Genomic DNA, 17,173 nt, shown 5'->3' on the forward strand with positions numbered 1-17,173 from the left:
GAGATCCGGATGTCCATGGCAGGGAATCTGCGGAAGGTCACGAGCCTCGGCGGGGTCGGCGGCCTTCGCAAGGTGGCTCGGCTGGCCCGGCGGCGCCCGCGCGTCGACCTGAGTCACCCCGCCCGCTCCCCGCTGGGCTCCTCGGTGGTGAACTGCGTGACGTACCGGGACGGCGTCCGCACTCCCGCCCGCGGCGATCTGGTGGATGTCGTGGAGCGGGTACGCAAGAGCCGGGAGGGTTTCGTCTGGCTCGGCCTGCACGAGCCGACCGACCAGGAGTTCGCGGGCATCGCCGAGCTCTTCGACCTGCACCCGCTGGCCGTCGAGGACGCCGTCGAGGCCCACCAGCGCCCCAAGCTGGAGCGGTACGGAGAGACGCTCTTCGCGGTGTTCAAGACGGTCTGCTACGTCGAGCACGAGGAACTCACGGCCACGAGCGAGGTGGTGAACACCGGCGAGATCATGGTGTTCGTCGGCGAGGACTTCGTGATCACGGTGCGGCACGGCCGGCACGGCTCGCTGGGTCCGCTGCGCGAGGAGCTGGAGTCCGATCCCGGCCAGCTGGCCAAGGGCCCCTCCGCGGTGCTGCACGCGATCGCGGACCACGTGGTCGACGACTACCTGACCGTCACGGACTCGATGCAAGCGGACATCGACCAGGTCGAGACGGATGTCTTCGCGGAGACCGGTGCGCGCGCCGACCCGGGGCGGATCTACCAGCTCAAGCGTGAACTCCTCGAGCTGAAGCGGGCCGTGGTGCCGCTCAGCCGCCCGCTGGAGGATCTCGCCACGCGGCCGATCCGAGCGGTCGACCCGGAGATACAGGCGTACTTCCGCGACGTCTCGGACCATCTGCTGCGCGCGAAGGAGCAGATCGCCGCCTTCGACGAACTGCTCAACTCCATCCTGCAGGCGCACCTCGCGCAGGTCACGGTCGCGCAGAACGAGGACATGCGGAAGATCACGGCGTGGGCCGCGATCATCGCCGTGCCGACGATGGTCTGCGGCGTGTACGGCATGAACTTCGAGCACATGCCGGAGCTGCACTGGCGGTACGGCTACGGCATGGTCATCGGCGTCATATCCGTCGCCTGCATGACGCTGTACCGGGCCTTCCGGCGCAGCGGCTGGCTCTGACGCGGGCCGTGACGTGCGAGGTGTGACCCGCGGGGTCAGCGTGTGGTGCTGGAGTAGACGCTCTCGGCCCAGGAGGCGATCTGGTCGTCCGCCAGGTGGCGGGCGAGGTCGGCTTCGCTGATCATGCCGACCAGGCGCTTGTCCTGAATCACAGGCAGCCTGCGGATCTGGTGCTCCCGCATCTCACGGAGCACTTCGCCGACATCGGCGTTCGCGTCGATCCATCGCGGGGTGCCCTTGGCCATCTCACCCGCGGTGATCCTGGCGGGGTCGTGGCCTATGGCGACGCAGCCGACGACGATGTCGCGGTCGGTGAGGATGCCGCAGAGCCGCTCGTTCTCGTCGCTGATGGGCAGGGCGCCGACGTTCAGTTCGCGCATGAGCTGGGCGGCGCGGTCGAGGGTTTCGTGGGCGGGGATCCACTGGGCGCCGCGGTGCATGATGTCTCCGGCGGTGGTCATGGAGTACCTCCCGATGCCGGACGGCCGGCGCGGCGCGGGACGCACCGCGAGTCCCGACGCCCTTCATTCTCGCCGCGCCACCGGATGCCCGCACACGGAAACCGTCCGCCGGACACCGCCCACGGAACCCGACGGCATCCGCTCGACGGCATCCGCCCGCCGGCGCCCGCCCGACGGCATCCACCTGCCGGTGCCCGTCCGATGGATCCACCTGCCGGTGCCCGCCCGAGGCGAGCAGCCGCTCAACCGCTCCACGCCGGATGACGCGGATCGTCGGCCCGCACCAGGACATCGGCCGTGCCGGCCGGGTCCGTCTCGTGCTCGTAGCGCTCGAAGGCCGGGAGGGTCCAGTGCTCGGCTTCGGGCGTGCGGCGGCGCAGGGCGCCCGGGGAGAGCAGGACATGAACGCTCAGGTCGAAGGGGAACCAGTGCCGAAGGAGGAAGGGTCCGTGCAGCAACATGACGCCGCCGGGCGCGAGTTGGGCGTAGGGGCTGCGTGTGGCCCGGTCGGCGGCCGGGTCCCACAGGTCGGGCAGGACGCGGCCGTCCCCGCCGGCTTCGAGAGGGCCGAAGACCTCACGCCACAGGGCGCCCGTGTCGTACCAGCCGTTGTAATAGGCCTCCACGTCCCGGTGGCCGTACTCCAGCCGTACCGAGGCGGGGCGCAGGAAACCCTCCGTGCCCACGACGAGCGACGAGCGGCCGCGAATGCGCAGCGCCTCGGAGACATGCTGGGCGAGATCCCCCGGGCAGGCGGCCGGGGCGCCGTCGAAGGCGATGCGGGGCCAGGGAGAGCCGTCGGCGGGCTTCAGGTCGAGGATGCGTTCGGCGAGCAGGTCGCCGAGCCGGTCCCAGGTGATCGCTTCGAGTCGCACACGGCCCATGATGCAGGCCGTGGCAGGAGCTGCCATCCCCGCGGGCTCCTGGGACGCCGGGTAGGGGCGGGCCACGGGGAGACGTCGAGATGGCCGGGGTCGGTCGTGGCGAACGTCGTTCGTCCCGTCGCCGTTCGTCCCGTCGCCAGGGGGAATGAACCACCTATGGTCCCCCGCGCGATGCTTCCGCCCCTCACCGGTCTCCTCGTCTTCCAGCCTCTCAAGCGCCGGTACTGCGCCGAGTGCCGGCGAGGGCCGCTGCCGCTGCTCGTCCTGGAGGACGGCGCCCCGCGCTGCCTCGAGTGCGCCGACCTCGGGCATCTGGTGTTCCTGCCGAGCGGCGACACCGCGCTGACGCGCAGATCACGGGAGGAGAGCACGCTGTCGGCCGTGGTCGTGCGGTTCAACCGGCGCAAGAGCCGCTATGAACGGCAGGGCGTTCTGGTCGAGGAGGCGGCGCTGGCGAGAGCCGAGCAGCGGTGTCTCGCGGACGCCGAGGCGCGTCGGCGACGCCGGGTGCGGGACGCGCGGCGGCGGGCGGCCCAGGACGAGCTGTTCGCTCTAGCCTTCGCGGCGGAGATACGGCGGCTGTATCCCGGATGCCCCGCCGACCGGGCGCACGCCATCGCCGCACACGCCTCGGAGCGGGGCAGTGGGCGGGTGGGCCGCAGTGCGGCAGGGCGAGCGCTGACCGAGGGGGCGGTGACCTCGGCGGTCGTGGCGTCCGTGCGGCATCTGGACACGCCGTACGACCGGCTGCTGATGAGCGGGGTGCCGAGGCACGAGGCGCGGCGGCGGATCGCGGCGGCCGTGGAGACGGTGCTGAGGGGGTGGACCGAGGCGGGGCTCGGTTCCGCCGGGTGAACCGGCCGGGCGTCGGCGAGCGCCGCGCACGACCGTGGTTCGCCTGATCGGCGCGACGCCGCGACGCCGTGACGCCGTGACGGCGTGACGGCGTGACGGCGAAGCGGCCAGGCGGCGAAGCTGCCAGCTGCCCCGTGGCGTCAGGTGGACACGGCCGTTCGGGGGATCGTGGACGTTCGCTTATGGCCCCGCGCCGCTCGGCCATGGTCACTGTGCTCTTACGGGAATGCACTTGTGGTGAAGAAGGGTGCCGGGCAGGATCCCGGCTCGACGGGCGGGAGAGGCTGACATGATCGACGGACCGTACTTCGTACTGACGGTGCTGGGTGTGCTCGGGACCGGCCTGGTGGCAGGGGTGTTCTGCGGCTTCTCGACCTTCGTCATGCGGGGACTTGCCACGCTGCCGCCGGCGCAGGGGGTCGCCGCGATGAACGCGATCAACGTGGCCGCGGTGACGCCGCCCTTCATGGTCGTGTTCCTCGGGTCGGCGGTGCTGTGCGCGGTGATCGCCGTGGTGACGTTCGTGCTGTGGCCGGAGGAGGGGACGGTGGAGCTGCTGGTGGGCAGCGCGCTGTATCTGTTCGGCTCGTTCGGGCTCACGATGGTCGCGAACGTGCCGCGCAACGACGCGCTGCTCAAGCTGGAGCCGGGCACCTCGGAGGCGGCCGCGTACTGGCCGGCGTATGTGCGCGAGTGGACGATGTGGAACCACGTCCGCACGGCCGCCTCGGTCGGGGCGGCACTGGCGTACGTGTTGGCGCTCACCTGACGGCACTCGACTGACGCCGCTCACCTGACGGCACTCACCTGACTGTGCTCACCTGACGGCTCGCGGCGACGGGCACCGGCCCCGAGGCGGACGTATCGTGGCCGGAGGAGTACCGCCCGACGACACGGCCTGTCACACGCGCACGCAAGGAAGACGGCCATGGCCGATCCCAAGGGTTTCATGACCACGCCCCGCCAGGACTGGCCGCGGCGGCCGGTAGAGGAGCGGGTGCGGGACTGGGACGAGGTGTACGTCCCCGGGGCGCTGCTGCCGATCATCAGCAAGCAGGCCGATCGCTGCATGGACTGCGGCATCCCCTTCTGCCACGACGCCTGCCCGCTGGGCAACCTGATCCCCGAGTGGAACGACCTGGTGTCGAGGGAGGACTGGCGGGCGGCCGCCGACCGGCTGCACGCCACGAACAATTTCCCGGAGTTCACCGGCCGGCTGTGCCCGGCGCCGTGCGAGGCGGGGTGTGTGCTGGCGATCAACCAGCCGGCCGTCACCATCAAGAACGTCGAGTGCGCGATCGCCGACCGGGCGTGGGAGGAGGGCTTCGCACCGCCGAGGCCGCCGGAGCGGCTGTCCGGCAAGACGGTCGCGGTGATCGGTTCGGGGCCCACCGGACTGGCCGCGGCCCAGCAGCTGACCCGGGCCGGACACACGGTCGCCGTGTACGAGAGGGCCGACCGGCCCGGCGGGCTGATGCGGTACGGCATCCCCGAGTTCAAGATGGAGAAGCACCATCTGGAGCGGCGGCTGGAGCAGATGCGGGCCGAAGGGACCAAGTTCCGTACGTCGACGTCGGTCGGGCGGGACATCGGGGCCGATGAGCTGCGGACCCGGTACGACGCCGTGGTGCTCGCCACGGGGGCGACCGCGTGGCGTGAACTGACCGTGCCGGGGCGGGAGCTGACGGGGGTTCACCAGGCGATGGAGTACCTGCCGCTCTCCAACCGGGTGTGCGCGGGTGATCTGGAGGCCTCCCCGCTGTCGGCCGCAGGGAAGCATGTCGTCATCGTCGGCGGCGGCGACACCGGTGCGGACTGCCTGGGCACGGCCGTCCGGGAGGGTGCCGCCTCGGTGACCCAGCTGGACATCTACGCGCTTCCGGAGGCGGAGCGCGACGAGGACGCCGAGCCCTGGCCGACGTATCCGATACGGATCTACCGGCTGTCCGCCGCGCACGAGGAGGCCCGTGACCTGCGGACCGCTCCGGTCGCCGACGCGGACGCGCGGCTGTTCGCGGCGTCCACGCTGCGCTTCGACGGCGACGCGGAGGGACATGTGGGGTCGCTGCACCTGGTCGAGGTGGACGCGCGGCGCCGCCCGGTGGAAGGCACCGGACGGACGCTCCCCGCCGACCTCGTGCTGCTCGCCCTCGGCTTCTCCGGGCCCGACCGGCAGGACGGTCTCGTCGACCAGCTTGGGCTGGCGATGGAGCCCCGCGGCACCGTCGCGCGTGACGCCGGTTTCGCCACGAACGTGCCCGGCGTGTTCGCCGCGGGTGACGCCGCCCGGGGGCAGTCGCTCATCGTCTGGGCGATCGCCGAGGGGCGGGCCGTGGCAGCCGCGGTCGACCGTCATCTGACGGGCAGTTCGCGGTTGCCGTCACCGATCGGGCCGTACGACCGGCCCATGGCGGTCTAGTGGTCCCACGACGGTCTGGAAAGGGGTCCCACGACGGTCTAGAAGGTGGTCCCACAGCGGTCTGGAAAGGGGTCACCAAAGTCGGCCGTCCGGAAGGCGATCACCGCTCGTCCGTGCCCGCCACCTTGGCCGTCGACAGCGCCACCCGGTTCCAGGTGTTGATCGTGCAGATCACGGCGAGGATCTGGGCCAGCTCCCGTTCCTCGAAGAGGGACGCGGCCTGCGCGTAGACGTCGTCCGGGACGCCGGCGTCGGCGACGAGGGTCATCGCCTCCGTGAGGGCGAGGGCCGCCTGCTCCCGCTCGGTGAAGAAGTGGCGGGCCTCGCGCCAGACGGCGACCATGTGCAGCCGGTCCTCGCTCTCGCCGGCCTTGCGGGCGTCGTTGGTGTGCATGTGGAGGCAGTACGCGCAGTGGTTGAGGTGCGAGGCGCGGATCTGGATCAGTTCGACCAGGGCCGGGTCCAGGCCCTCACGGGCGGCGGCGTCGAAGGCGATGAGGGCCCGGAAGGCCTTCGGGGCGGACTGGGCGAACTCCAGCCGCGCCGTGTCCGTCGAGTGCGCCCGCGTCGTGTGCGTGTTCGTCGTCATGTCCCTCAACCTACGAGCCGTAAAGACCCGCTGTAGGGTGCATTCCCATGGCGAATTCGTGGGTCAATTCCGCGGAGCGGATCGGGTCCGACCTGCATCTGGAGCTGTCCGGGCCGGGCGGCCGGCGCTCGGCGCTGATCCGCGCGCTGCGCGAGGCCGTACGCGACGGGCGGCTCGCTCCGGGCACGCGGCTGCCGCCGTACCGCTCGCTCGCGGCCGATCTCGGTGTCGCCCGCAACACGGTGGCCGACGCGTACGCGGAACTCGTCGCGGAGGGCTGGCTCACCGCCCGTCAGGGCTCGGGCACCCGGGTCGCGGAGCGAGCCGAGCCGCTGCGTCCGGCCGCTCGCGTACCGAAGAAGACACCTGAGCGCGCGCGTGGCCCCCGGCACAACCTGCTGCAGGGCACGCCGGACATCTCCGCGTTCCCGCGCTCGGCCTGGGCGGCCTCCTACCGCAGGGCGCTCCAGCAGGCACCCAACGAGGTGTTCGGCCCGGGCGACCCCGCCGGCCGGGCCGAACTGCGGGAGGCGCTCACGGAGTACCTGGCCCGCGCGCGTGGCGTGCGGACCGAGCCCGGCCGGATCGTGATCTGCTCCGGCTTCGCACACGCGCTGCGGCTGCTGTTCGGAGGCGGTGTCCTGCGCGGGCCCCTGGCGGTGGAGGCGTACGGGCTCGGATTCCACCGGGAGGTCCTCGCGGGCGCCGGGGTGCGAACTGGGCCACTCCCCCTCGACGAACACGGAGCCCAGGTCGACCGGTTGGGGCGTGAGCGTGCCGTGCTGCTCACGCCGGCGCACCAGTTCCCGACCGGCGGGCCGCTGCACCCCGCGCGCCGGGCCGCGGTGATCGACTGGGCACGCGGGCGTGGCGGGCTGGTTCTGGAGGACGACTACGACGGGGAGTTCCGCTACGACCGCCGGCCGGTCGGCGCCGTCCAGGGGCTCGACCCCGAGCGCGTGATCCACATCGGCTCGGTCAGCAAGAGCCTGTCACCGGCGGTGCGGCTGGGCTGGATGGTGCTCCCGGAGCGGTATGTCGAGGACGTACTCGCCGTGAAGGGCGAGCGCGAGGCATGGGTGAGCGTCCTCGACCAGCTGTGCCTCGCCGACTTCATCGTCTCCGGGTCGTACGACCGTCATGTACGGCGGATGCGGCAGCGGTACCGGAGCCGCCGGGACCGGCTCGTCGCGGCCCTCGCCGAGCACGCCCCGCAGGTCGAGGTCACGGGCGTCGCGGCCGGGCTGCACGCGGTGCTGCGGCTGCCGCCCGGCACCGAGGCCTCCGCGGTCAAGGCCGCCGCCTGGCGGGGCATCGCCCTCGACGGCCTCGCCGCGTTCCGGCACCCGGACACGGACATGCCGGTGGCCGACGGCCTCGTCGTCGGATACGCGACTCCCTCCGAGCATGCCTACGGGCAGGCCCTGGAGGCACTGTGCGGCGCGCTGCCGCCGCCGTGACCGGCCCGTCGGAAAGCCCCTCAGGGCTTGCGCGCCACCGCCCCGTACCCCGGGATCACCCCGTCGTCCTGCCCGGGCACGGGCTCGCCCAGTTCGGGGTGCCAGTGGTGGGGTACCTCGACGCCGGGTTCCACGAGGTCGAGGCCGTCGAAGAAGCGGGTGAACTCGTCGCGGGAGCGCAGGGCCAGGGTGACGCCTGCGGCGCGGAGCTTCTCGGTGGCCGCCCTGGACTCCTCCGGTGTGAAGTCGGCCGTGGCGTGGGTGATCACCAGGTAGCTGCCGGAGGGCAGTTCGGCGAGCAGGCGGCGGACCAGCTCGTGTCCGCCGTCCTCGTCGGAGACGAAGTGCAGCAGCGCGATGAGCGACAGCGCGACGGGCCGGGTGAGGTCCAGGACCTTCCGCGCGCCCTCCAGGATGGCGTCCGGGTCGCGCACGTCGGCCTGGAGGTACTCGGTGGCGCCCTCGTCCGTGCCGCGCAGCAGGGCCGCCGCGTGGGCCAGGACGATGGGGTCGTTGTCGCAGTAGACGACCCGGGCGTCGGGGGCGATCTCCTGGGCGACCTGGTGGAGGTTGGGCTCGGTCGGTATGCCGGTGCCGATGTCCAGGAACTGCCGTACGCCGTTCCGGGCCAGCCAGCGCGTGGCCCGGTGCATGAAGGCGCGGTTGACGCGCGCCATCACCGGCACCCTGGGGTCGAGGGTGAGCATCTGCCGGCCCATCGCCTCGTCGACCGGGTAGTTGTCCTTCCCACCGAGGTACCAGTCGTACATGCGCGCCGGATGGGGTCTGGTCGTGTCGATCTGGACGGCCGTCGTGGGGTCCTGCCCGGTCATGAGGCACTCCGTAAGGCACAAAGGGCGGTCAATTCAGCACCAGCGTCAAAGAGTTGCGTGGAAAGTTGAGTTCAGAGAGTCGAGTTCACAGAGTCGAGCGTCAGAAAGCCGAGTGTGGGCAAGGCAATCACGTCAGGACAGCAGGAAGTCCGCCTTCCCCGACTTCGCCCCCTCGATGAAGGCCGTCATCTCGTCGGTGGTGTAGATCAGCGCCGGACCGTCGGGGTCGGTGGACTGGCGGACGGCGATCCGGCCGTCGGCGAGCTTCATCGCCTCCAGGCAGTTCCCCCCGTTCCCGCCGCTCCACGGTTTGTGCCAGCCTTCGCTGCCCAAGTCACGCGCGGGCATGCCGTTGTAGACCTGTTTGCGCGGCTTGATGCGATCCATTCACAGCTCCTTGCGGAGATCCCGGAGGATCTCCTTCGTGCGATGTGCCGTAGCGGCCTGCGCCGCCATGCGGTCCATGACCTCGAGGTGGGTCGCCACCTCCGCGCGCGCGTCGAGATAGACCGCGCCGGTCAGGTACTCGCTGTAGACCATGTCCGGCAGTTCGGGCATGGCGAATCGGAACAGCACGAACGGCCCGTACGTGCCCGGGTGCGGCCCATTGGCGAACGGGGCGATCTGCAACGTCACGTTGGGCAGCTTCGTGGCCTCGAGCAGTCTGTCGATCTGGGCACGCATCACCTCCGGGCCCCCGACCGGGCGCCGCAGCGCGGTCTCGTCCATCACGACCCACAGCCGGGGCGCGTCCTCGCGGGTAAGCAGGTCCTGGCGCTGCATGCGCAGGGCGACATGGCGCTCGATGTCGTCGGGCCGGGTCTGGCCGATGGCGCCCGAGCGGAGCACTCCGCGCGCGTAGTCCTCGGTCTGCAACAGGCCGGGGACGAAATGGGGTTCGTAACTGCGGATGACGCCGGCCGCGCCCTCCAGGCTCACGTACATCGAGAACCAGCCGGGCAGGATGTCGTGAAAACGCTGCCACCAGCCGGGCTTGTTCGCGTCCTCGGCGAGCTGGACGAAGGCGTCGGCCTCTTCGTCGGAGATTCCGTAGGCCTTCAGGAGCAGTTGCAGATACGGGATTTTGAGCGCGACCTCGGCCATCTCCATACGACGGACCGTGGCGGGGGCGACGCGGAGGATGCGGGCGGCCTCCTCGCGTTTCATCCCGGCGCGTTCCCGCAGGTCCAACAGGCGTCGGCCGAGGACGACCTGGCCGACCGTCGGCGCGGACCGCGGTTCGCTCACGCTCCACCTCCACGAAGAGTTCTGACGAGTCGGCCACAAAAGGAACGCTGACAGCCCGGCGGCGCCATTCGAAGATCCTTTCGAAGAGCTGATCCGAACCGATGCTTCGAACGAATCTTCGACGATCTCAACTGGCGCCGCGCGGGGTGCTGTTGCGATGCAGTGTGCCACGGCCTTCCAGACCGTCACAGCGCACTCTGCATTTTTCAGAGTGACACTTGCCAAGTGTTCGCGGCGGGGCGATAGTGGCAAGCGTGATTCCGTCCGCGCCCTTAGGAACAGACGCCGCCGCAGGCCCTCTCGGCCTCGGTACCGCCGGAGTCGGCCCCGACAGGGCCGCTGCCGAGCGCCGGTTCCGTTTCGAGCTGGCCGCACATCCGGGTTCCGCCGCTCAGGCCAGACGCCTGACGCGGGCCCGGCTGACCGGCTGGTCGGTGTGCGAGGACACGTGCGACAGCGCGGCCCTGGTGGTCTCCGAGCTGGTCACCAACGCCATCGTGCACACGGCGAGCACGCACATAGTGTGCGAGCTGCACGACGGCGACGACCTGGTGCGGATAGCGGTGCGTGACGAGGGCTGCGCCCCTGGCCAGCCCCACGCGGCCGGCCGGACGCGGCCCGAGGAGGAGCACGGGAGGGGACTGCTTCTCGTCGACGCCCTCTGTGAGGCCTGGGGTTCCCATGAGCACGGCCCCGGGATGCTGGTCTGGGCCGAGCTGCCGCGCACCGACACCCCGCGTGCCCCGTCGGAGCCCCGGAACGACCTGGGCTGGGGCGCCCGGCCCAAGCCGGGTCCGTCCGACGACTCGGGCGACGGGGACGGAGCCCACCAGGCGCGTCACACGAGGAGCGCGCCGGAGGTCCCCGCGCAGGGGCGACGCCGAGAGCGGGGAGCGGCATGACGTCCGCGCACGGTGGCCGCGTACTGAACCTGGACACCCTCGCCCGCCTCCGGCGCGGACTGCGCACGCCGGGACCAGCCCTGCGCCTGCCCGTGCCCGACGGCATGACCGCGCCGCTCGGCTGCGACGCCGTCGCGGTTCCCGCCCGCCTGGGCCGGCTGGTCATGCCCCGGCTGCCGCGCGCGGGCTGCGTCTACGCCGACGGCACGCACTGGTGGTGGCTGGTGCCGGCCGACTCCGACCACGCCCTGGAATGGCCGGCTCCCACGCGGTACGCGACCGGCGCGGTCGTCCCGGACGCCCCGGAGCTCCCCCGGCTGATCCACCGCCCGGACGGCAAGCTTCCGTACACCCCGCCGATTCCGCTGTACCTCGCCCTGTGCCGCGTGACGGGGACGGCTCCGGCGTGGTCACGGCCGGTCAGCGCGTAGGACTTTTCCAGCGGGCCCGTCGAGCAGCACCTGTCAGGGCTCGGTCGAGCACCGCGCAGACAACGCGCAGCACTCGTCGAGGGATACGCACCACCCCGACGACTCCGCGCCGCCCCATACCTCCCCAGGTCCGGTCGTGCGCCCGCGCGCATCCGGCGCCCCGGGCTGCGCCCTGCCCGGGCGGGCTCCGCCCCCGCGATAGTGGCCGTTCGTTCACGAGCGGAGCCTGAGCGGGGAGGTCGGTCGACGGTGGGGAAGAAGCGGACCGCGCCGGAGGTGTCCGAGTCGGAGCGGCTGCTCTTCGGCGGACCGCTGCGCTACGACATGGGCTGGAACCAGCACGCCGACGCGTTCCTGGAGCTGAACTTCCGCGCCATGATCACCCGGTTGCCGTCCCTGCTGAAGTCCAGCCTCCGACTCGCCCGGCAGGCCGACCGGGGCGCCGCCCGGATCGTGCTGGCCTCCGAGGCGGGCCGGGGCGTGGCGCAGGCGGTGAGCCTGCTGGCGGTCAACAGCGTGCTGGCCCGGCTGATGGGCGGCGGACCGATCGAGGACCGGCTGCGCGGAGCCGTCCCCGCGCTGGTCACGGTGGCCCTCGTGATGCTGCTCGCGGCGCTGCTGCGGGCCGCGAGCACCTACGCCACCGGGCACCTGGAGCCCAAGGTGGAGCGGGTGGCGACCGAGCGGTACCTGGAGCGGGCGGCTGCCGTGGAACTGGCCGCGATCGAGGACCACGCCTTTCACAAACTGCTGGACACCGCGCAGTACGGCGCCGCCTCCGCCCGCCGGATGATCATGTACGGGACGCGCGTGATCAACGCGATGATCTCGCTGGTCGCGGCGGCCGGTGTGCTGACCGTGCTGCATCCGGCCCTGCTGCCCCTCCTGGTGACGATGACGCTGCCGAGCGCCTGGAGCGCGCTGACCGTGGCCCGGCGGCGCTACGAGTCCTTCCACGCCTGGGTGCAGCACGCCCGCGCGGGCCGGCTGCTGGGCAACCTGCTGATCGAACCCGAGGCGGCCCCCGAGATCCGGGTGCACGGCGTGGGCGCCTTCCTTCTGCGGCACTTCCGCGCGATGTCGGAGACGGCCGAGGCCGAGCAGGCCCGCCTGGCCGGGCTCGCCGCCCGCATCGGCCTGATCGCGGCGGCGTGGACGGGCCTGGCGACGGTGGCGACGTACACGACGCTCGGCGGACTGCTGCTGGCGGGGTCGATGGCGCTGTCGGTGGCGGGTACGGCCGTGATCGCGATCCGGACCGGCTCGCAGAGCCTCGACACGCTCGTGGTGGAGGTCAACGCGCTGCACGAGGAGGCGCTCTTCGTCGGCGACCTGCAACGGCTGTACACGGAGGCGGCGCAGCGCGCGATCCCGGCGGGCGGGCAGCCGCTGCCGGAGGACCCGCGCGAGATCCGCTTCGAGAACGTCACGTTCCGCTACCCCGGCGACTCGGCCCGCCCCGCTCTCGACGACGTGACACTCACGCTCCCGCTGGGCCGGATCGTGGCACTGGTCGGAGAGAACGGCTCCGGCAAGACGACCCTGGTCAAGCTGCTCGCCGGGCTGTACACCCCGGAGCGGGGGCGGATCCTGTGGGACGGCGTGGACGCGGCGACCGCCGACCGGCACCTGCTGGCCGAGCGGATCGCGATGGTGGCGCAGGACTTCAAGCGGTGGCCGTTCACGGCCCGGGTGAACGTCGCCCTGGGTCGTACGTCGGCGCCCGTGTGCGAGGAGCGGCTGGCCGCGTCGATCGGCGAGGCCGGAGCGGAGACGGTGGTCGCGGACCTGCCGCGCGGCCTCGACACGCTGCTCGCCCGCAACTTCAGCGGCGGACACGAGCTGTCGGGCGGCCAGTGGCAGCGGCTCGGCATCGCACGGGCGGCCTATCGCCGGGGACGCATCCTGATCGTGGACGAGCCGACGGCGGCCCTGGACGCACGGGCCGAGCTGGAGGTCTTCGAGCGGATCCGTGCCCTGGCCGACAGCGGCCAGACGGTCGTACTGATCACGCACCGGCTGGCGTCCGTGCGCCATGCCGACCTGGTGCACGTCCTGGACCAGGGCCGGCTCGTGGAGTCCGGGACGCCGGACGAGCTGCTGGCCACCGGCGGGCTCTACGCCGAGCTGTACGCGCTCCAGGCGGAGCAGTTCACCAAGCCGCCCACGACGGTCACGCCACCCGGGGCGACTCCGCAGGTCGTGCCGGTCCCGAAGGTGCCGGCGCCGAAGGCGGGCTGAGCCGCGCCTTCCCCGGGCCGTTCGTCAGGCCGTGGCATCGGCACTGTCGCCGCTGCGCACGATCACCAGGAACATGTCCGTAGCGAGGTCCATGACAACCTCGGCAGGCAGTCCTTCCAGACGCCGCGCCTGCGCGAACTCCTCCGCCGGCCAGGAGCCACGCGGCCCACCGGCGGGAAAGCGCTCGAGCACCGTTCGCCCGTTCACCACCCTGCACCTCCATGTAGCGCTGTACTCGTAGAGTTAAACGCCAACCATGGGGTGAACGGCTCGCGAAGTGACGGTTCTGAGACGTAGTTGACACTCGTTCACCGCCAAGTGTGACCAACCTCTCAGCCTCTTGGCCGATGTGCTCACTTTGCGTATCAGTCGTCGTACTCGTCGTGATAGCGGATGTGTTCGCTTCCCGCAGGCGCCCCAAGAGCCGACGCCCGCCCCTCGGGTTCCTCCCACGCCTCCTGCCTGCCCAGCGCGGTGAGGTCCAGCAGGCTGGTGGTCGAGCCGAGGCCGTCGAGGCCGCGCTCGTACGTCGAGTAGGTGTGGAAGACCCGGTCGCGGTCCCGCAGGAAACAGCTGAGGCCGGGCCGTTCGGAGAGCTCCCCCTCGTGTTCGAGCGTCACCTCGAAGTCACGGTTGAAGTCGCTGCCGTGCGACGAGTACCAGGGCACCGTCCACCCCATCCGGGCCTTGAAGGGCAGGATCTTCGGGAAAGGCGCCCGGGAGACGGCCGCGAACGACGTGCCACGGGCCTTGAGATGGGCGAGATGTCCTATTTGGTCCAGGAACCCCGAGCAGCTGCGGCAGCCGGCGTCCCACTCGGGCGCGAACATGAAGTGGTAGACGACGAGCTGGTGCCGCCCCTCGAAGAGGTCGAGCAGGGTGGCCTTGCCGTCCCCGCCCTCGAAGACGTACTCCTCGTCGACCTCCACCATGGGCAGTCCGCGCCGCTCGGCGCCCAGCGCGTCCCGCGCGCGGGTGGCGGCCTTCTCCTTGACCAGCAGTTCCGCGCGCGCCGCACGCCACTGGTCGCGCGAGACGATCTCCGGCAACGACATGAACCCCTCCTGTACCCCTCCTGCGGCAACGGTCCGTCCGGGGTGGTGACCGGTGGCAGGGGCGGAACTCATCGCCGGCTCAGGAAGTTCTTTCCGCGTACGTCACCGGCAGCGCGACCAGACCCCGGGCGCGCAGGGAGGACCGCCACCGCGGGGCGTCGGACGCGAGGGCGAGGTCCGGGAACCGCTCCACCAGCGCGGCCAGGGCGATTTCGGTCTCGGCACGGGCCAGCGGCGCGCCCAGGCAGTGGTGGATGCCGTGACCGAGGGCGAGATGACCTGAGGTGTCCCGGCCGAGGTCGAGCCGGTCGGGGTCGGGGAAACGGGCCGGGTCGCGGTTGGCGGCGGCCAGGGACAGCAGAACGGTCTCGCCCGCGGGCACGGTGACGTCCCCGATCGTGATGTCCTCGGTCGGGAAGCGCCGGATGGCGAGCAGGGCGGGCCCTTCGTAACGGGCGAACTCCTCCACGGCCGCCGGGATGCGTGCCGGGTCGGTGCGCAGGGCGGCGAGTTGTTCGGGGTGCTCCAGAAGGCCCAGCACGGCGTTGCCGATGAGCTGGACGGTGTTCTCGTACCCGGCGAAGAGGATGAGGAAGGCCAGGGACATCAGCTCGTCCTCGGTGAGCCGGTCGCCCTCGTCGCGGACCGCGATCAGGTCGGAGAGCAGATCGTCGGCGGGCTCCGCGCGCTTGGCGGCGATCAGGCCGGTGAAGAAGCCGAGCATCGCCACGACCGCCTCCTTGGCGGCGGCCGGACGGGCCGGGTCGGGGGCGACGAGCGCGTCGGTCCAGACACGGAAGTCCTGGCGGTGGCCGTCGGGGACGCCGAGGAGGTCGCAGATGACGGTGATCGGCAGCGGCGCGGCGTAGGCGGCGATCAGGTCGGTGGTGCCGTGCGAGCCGAGCGCGTCGAGGAGGCGGTCGGCGGTCCGGCGTATGGGGGCGCGGAGGTGTTCGACGCGGCGCGTGGTGAAGGCCCGTGCGACCAGGCGGCGGATGCGGGCGTGGTTCGGCGGGTCCATGTTGAGGAGGTTGGCGTCCAGGGCCGGCGGCAGGGAGAGTCCCCGGTAACTCCCCTCCTTCGCGTGCGCCTTGTCCACGGACAGCCGGGGGTCGGCGAGGGCCGCGCGGACGTCCTCGTACCTGGTCACGAGCCAGGCGGGGCTGCCGTCGGGGCCGGCTGTGCGGTGCACCGGCGCGCTCTCGCGCAGACGCCGGTACACCTCGTGGGGGGCTTCGAGGAGGCCGTGGGCTGGATCCATGGGGGCCAGCCTAGGGAATCAGGTGTCGTACTCCTGGATGCGCCGGCCGTGCCCGCGGTCCACGAGCGCGGGCAGCCGCTCCTCCAACTCCCCCGCCACCGAGGGCACATCGATCGTCAGCAACACCCGGTCGCGCATCAGGATCCGTCCGTCGACGAGGTGGGTGCGGACATCGGAGGAGCGTGCGCTGTGCACGAGCGTGGCGGCGAGGTCGTGGACGGGCCGGGTGTGCGGGCCGGTGAGGTCGACCAGGACGATGTCCGCCCTCCGGCCCGGCGCGATGCTGCCGACGCTGTCCCCCAGCCCCACGGCACGGGCGCTCTGCAGGGTGGCGTGGTGCAGGGCCTGGCGGGAGGTCAGCCAACGGGGGTCGCCCTCGGCCGACTTCTGGACCAGCGAGGTGAGGGCCATGGACTCCCACACGTCGAGGGAGTTGTTGGAGGCGGCGCCGTCGGTGGCGAGTCCGACGGGGACGCCGATGTCGCGCAGGGCGCGGACGGGTGTGGTGTCGGGCCAGGCGAACTTGAGGTAGCCGCGGGGCGCGGTGGCGACGGCCGTACGGCCGCCCGCGCGCTCCAGGACGGGCAGGTCGCGGTCGGTGATGCCGGTGCCGTGGGCGAGGAGCACGTCCGCGTCGAGGATGCCGGTGCGGGCCAGGACCTCGACCGGGGTGACGCCGTGGCGGGCGAGGCTGGTGTCCGTCTGGTCCCGGTTCTCCGCGGCGTGGATGTGCACGGGCAGGCCGTGCGCGCGGGCGAGCTCGGCGGTGGCGGCGAGGTCGGCGTCGTCGACCGTGTAGGGGGCGTGGGGCGCGAGCGCGGTGGTGATACGGCCGTCCGCCGAGCCGCGGTGCCGCAGCGCGAACTCCAGTGACCGCTCCCGGCCCTCGAGGCCCTGCGAGGAGAAGTAGGCCTCGCCCAGCAGCGCCCGCATGCCGCACTCGGCGACCACCGCGGCGACCTCGTCCATGGCGAAGTAGTGGTCGGCGAAGCAGGTGACGCCGGCGCGGATCATCTCGGCGCAGGCGAGCCGCGCGCCCAGCTCGACGTCCTTCGCCGTGAGGTTGGACTCGACGGGCCAGATGACGTCGTTGAACCACTCCTCGGTGGGCAGGTCCTCGGCGAGGCCGCGCAGCGCGACCATCGGCGCGTGCGTGTGACAGTTGATCAGGCCGGGCAGGGCGACCTGGCCCCCGGCGTCGAGCCGCTCGGCGGCGGGCAGGTCCGCGACCGCTGCGGTGCTCGTGACGGCCTCGACGATCCCGTTCCGTACGACGATCGCGGCGTCCTCCTCGAAGCCGATCCGCTCTCGGTCGTCGTGCACGAGGACGGTACAGGCGCTGATGATCAGGTCTGCGGGACTGTCCGCGGCAGAAGGCGTCATCACGCCAACGTACG

18 protein-coding genes are annotated in these 17,173 nt (G+C 71.8%); 8 read left to right on the plus strand and 10 right to left on the minus strand.

From position 1 onward, the window contains the following. Positions 1–9 precede the first annotated feature (9 nt). A complete protein-coding gene (locus AC07DF_RS21240) occupies positions 10–1,137 on the plus strand; it encodes a magnesium and cobalt transport protein CorA (protein ID WP_478973362.1) in 1,128 nt (375 codons plus the stop codon). Between the two features lie 35 nt (positions 1,138–1,172). On the opposite strand, the gene AC07DF_RS21245 is transcribed toward AC07DF_RS21240, so the two are convergent. Both AC07DF_RS21245 and AC07DF_RS21250 read right to left on the minus strand, forming a co-directional pair. Beyond that, positions 1,173–1,598, minus strand: coding sequence for a CBS domain-containing protein (locus AC07DF_RS21245; RefSeq protein WP_478973365.1), 426 nt, complete (start codon positions 1,596–1,598; stop codon positions 1,173–1,175). A gap of 242 nt (positions 1,599–1,840) precedes the next feature. After that, positions 1,841–2,482 carry a nucleoside/nucleotide kinase family protein gene (locus AC07DF_RS21250; protein WP_478974619.1) on the minus strand — a complete coding sequence of 214 codons (642 nt, stop codon included), beginning with the start codon at positions 2,480–2,482 and terminating at the stop codon, positions 1,841–1,843. 171 nt (positions 2,483–2,653) lie between these two features. On the opposite strand from AC07DF_RS21250, the gene AC07DF_RS21255 reads away from it, so the two are divergent. From AC07DF_RS21255 to AC07DF_RS21265, 3 genes are all read left to right on the plus strand, one after another. Then, positions 2,654–3,337 (plus strand): DUF2293 domain-containing protein, encoded by a 684-nt coding sequence (locus AC07DF_RS21255; RefSeq protein ID WP_478973368.1) that lies wholly within the window; start codon positions 2,654–2,656, stop codon positions 3,335–3,337. Between the two features lie 289 nt (positions 3,338–3,626). Beyond that, the gene (locus tag AC07DF_RS21260; protein WP_478973371.1) at positions 3,627–4,106 is read left to right on the plus strand and encodes an anthrone oxygenase family protein; all 480 of its coding nucleotides are present in this window, start codon (positions 3,627–3,629) and stop codon (positions 4,104–4,106) included. A 159-nt stretch (positions 4,107–4,265) separates the two neighbouring features. Next, positions 4,266–5,756, plus strand: coding sequence for a glutamate synthase subunit beta (locus tag AC07DF_RS21265; RefSeq protein ID WP_478973374.1), 1,491 nt, complete (start codon positions 4,266–4,268; stop codon positions 5,754–5,756). 100 nt (positions 5,757–5,856) lie between these two features. Here AC07DF_RS21265 and AC07DF_RS21270 read toward each other — a convergent pair whose 3' ends face one another. After that, positions 5,857–6,345 carry a carboxymuconolactone decarboxylase family protein gene (locus AC07DF_RS21270; RefSeq protein ID WP_478973376.1) on the minus strand — a complete coding sequence of 163 codons (489 nt, stop codon included), beginning with the start codon at positions 6,343–6,345 and terminating at the stop codon, positions 5,857–5,859. A 47-nt stretch (positions 6,346–6,392) separates the two neighbouring features. On the opposite strand from AC07DF_RS21270, the gene pdxR reads away from it, so the two are divergent. Continuing rightward, on the plus strand, positions 6,393–7,805 hold the full coding sequence (gene pdxR / locus AC07DF_RS21275) for a MocR-like pyridoxine biosynthesis transcription factor PdxR (RefSeq protein ID WP_478973379.1): 1,413 nt from the start codon (positions 6,393–6,395) through the stop codon (positions 7,803–7,805). Positions 7,806–7,825: 20 nt separating this feature from the next. Here the strand turns inward: pdxR and AC07DF_RS21280 are convergent, their stop codons facing one another. The 3 genes from AC07DF_RS21280 to AC07DF_RS21290 all read right to left on the minus strand — a co-directional run bounded on the left by AC07DF_RS21280 (position 7,826) and on the right by AC07DF_RS21290 (position 9,886). Then, complete coding sequence (locus AC07DF_RS21280) at positions 7,826–8,638, minus strand: SAM-dependent methyltransferase (RefSeq protein ID WP_478973382.1); 813 nt, start codon at positions 8,636–8,638, stop codon at positions 7,826–7,828. Positions 8,639–8,770: 132 nt separating this feature from the next. Beyond that, the gene (locus tag AC07DF_RS21285) at positions 8,771–9,025 is read right to left on the minus strand and encodes a DUF397 domain-containing protein (RefSeq protein WP_478973385.1); all 255 of its coding nucleotides are present in this window, start codon (positions 9,023–9,025) and stop codon (positions 8,771–8,773) included. Further along, the gene (locus AC07DF_RS21290) at positions 9,026–9,886 is read right to left on the minus strand and encodes a helix-turn-helix domain-containing protein (protein ID WP_478973388.1); all 861 of its coding nucleotides are present in this window, start codon (positions 9,884–9,886) and stop codon (positions 9,026–9,028) included. 245 nt (positions 9,887–10,131) lie between these two features. On the opposite strand from AC07DF_RS21290, the gene AC07DF_RS21295 reads away from it, so the two are divergent. The 3 genes from AC07DF_RS21295 to AC07DF_RS21305 all read left to right on the plus strand — a co-directional run bounded on the left by AC07DF_RS21295 (position 10,132) and on the right by AC07DF_RS21305 (position 13,460). Next, on the plus strand, positions 10,132–10,788 hold the full coding sequence (locus tag AC07DF_RS21295) for an ATP-binding protein (protein ID WP_478973391.1): 657 nt from the start codon (positions 10,132–10,134) through the stop codon (positions 10,786–10,788). Continuing rightward, the gene (locus AC07DF_RS21300) at positions 10,785–11,219 is read left to right on the plus strand and encodes a hypothetical protein (protein ID WP_478973394.1); all 435 of its coding nucleotides are present in this window, start codon (positions 10,785–10,787) and stop codon (positions 11,217–11,219) included. Before AC07DF_RS21295 ends, AC07DF_RS21300 begins: the two co-directional genes overlap by 4 nt. A gap of 249 nt (positions 11,220–11,468) precedes the next feature. Further along, entirely contained in the window at positions 11,469–13,460 is a 1,992-nt protein-coding gene (locus tag AC07DF_RS21305) for an ABC transporter ATP-binding protein (RefSeq protein WP_478973397.1), read from the plus strand. Positions 13,461–13,484: 24 nt separating this feature from the next. On the opposite strand, the gene AC07DF_RS21310 is transcribed toward AC07DF_RS21305, so the two are convergent. From AC07DF_RS21310 to AC07DF_RS21325, 4 genes are all read right to left on the minus strand, one after another. Next, positions 13,485–13,667, minus strand: a complete 183-nt coding sequence (locus AC07DF_RS21310) for a hypothetical protein (protein ID WP_189728827.1) — start codon at positions 13,665–13,667, stop codon at positions 13,485–13,487. Between the two features lie 158 nt (positions 13,668–13,825). Next, positions 13,826–14,515, minus strand: coding sequence for a DUF899 domain-containing protein (locus tag AC07DF_RS21315; RefSeq protein ID WP_478973399.1), 690 nt, complete (start codon positions 14,513–14,515; stop codon positions 13,826–13,828). Between the two features lie 79 nt (positions 14,516–14,594). Further along, on the minus strand, positions 14,595–15,776 hold the full coding sequence (locus tag AC07DF_RS21320; RefSeq protein ID WP_478973402.1) for a cytochrome P450 family protein: 1,182 nt from the start codon (positions 15,774–15,776) through the stop codon (positions 14,595–14,597). Positions 15,777–15,794: 18 nt separating this feature from the next. Further along, positions 15,795–17,159: an amidohydrolase gene (locus AC07DF_RS21325; protein WP_478973405.1), complete on the minus strand. Its 1,365-nt coding sequence runs from the start codon at positions 17,157–17,159 to the stop codon at positions 15,795–15,797. Positions 17,160–17,173 lie beyond the last annotated feature (14 nt).

The organism is Streptomyces sp. NPDC044719, from assembly GCF_056433405.1.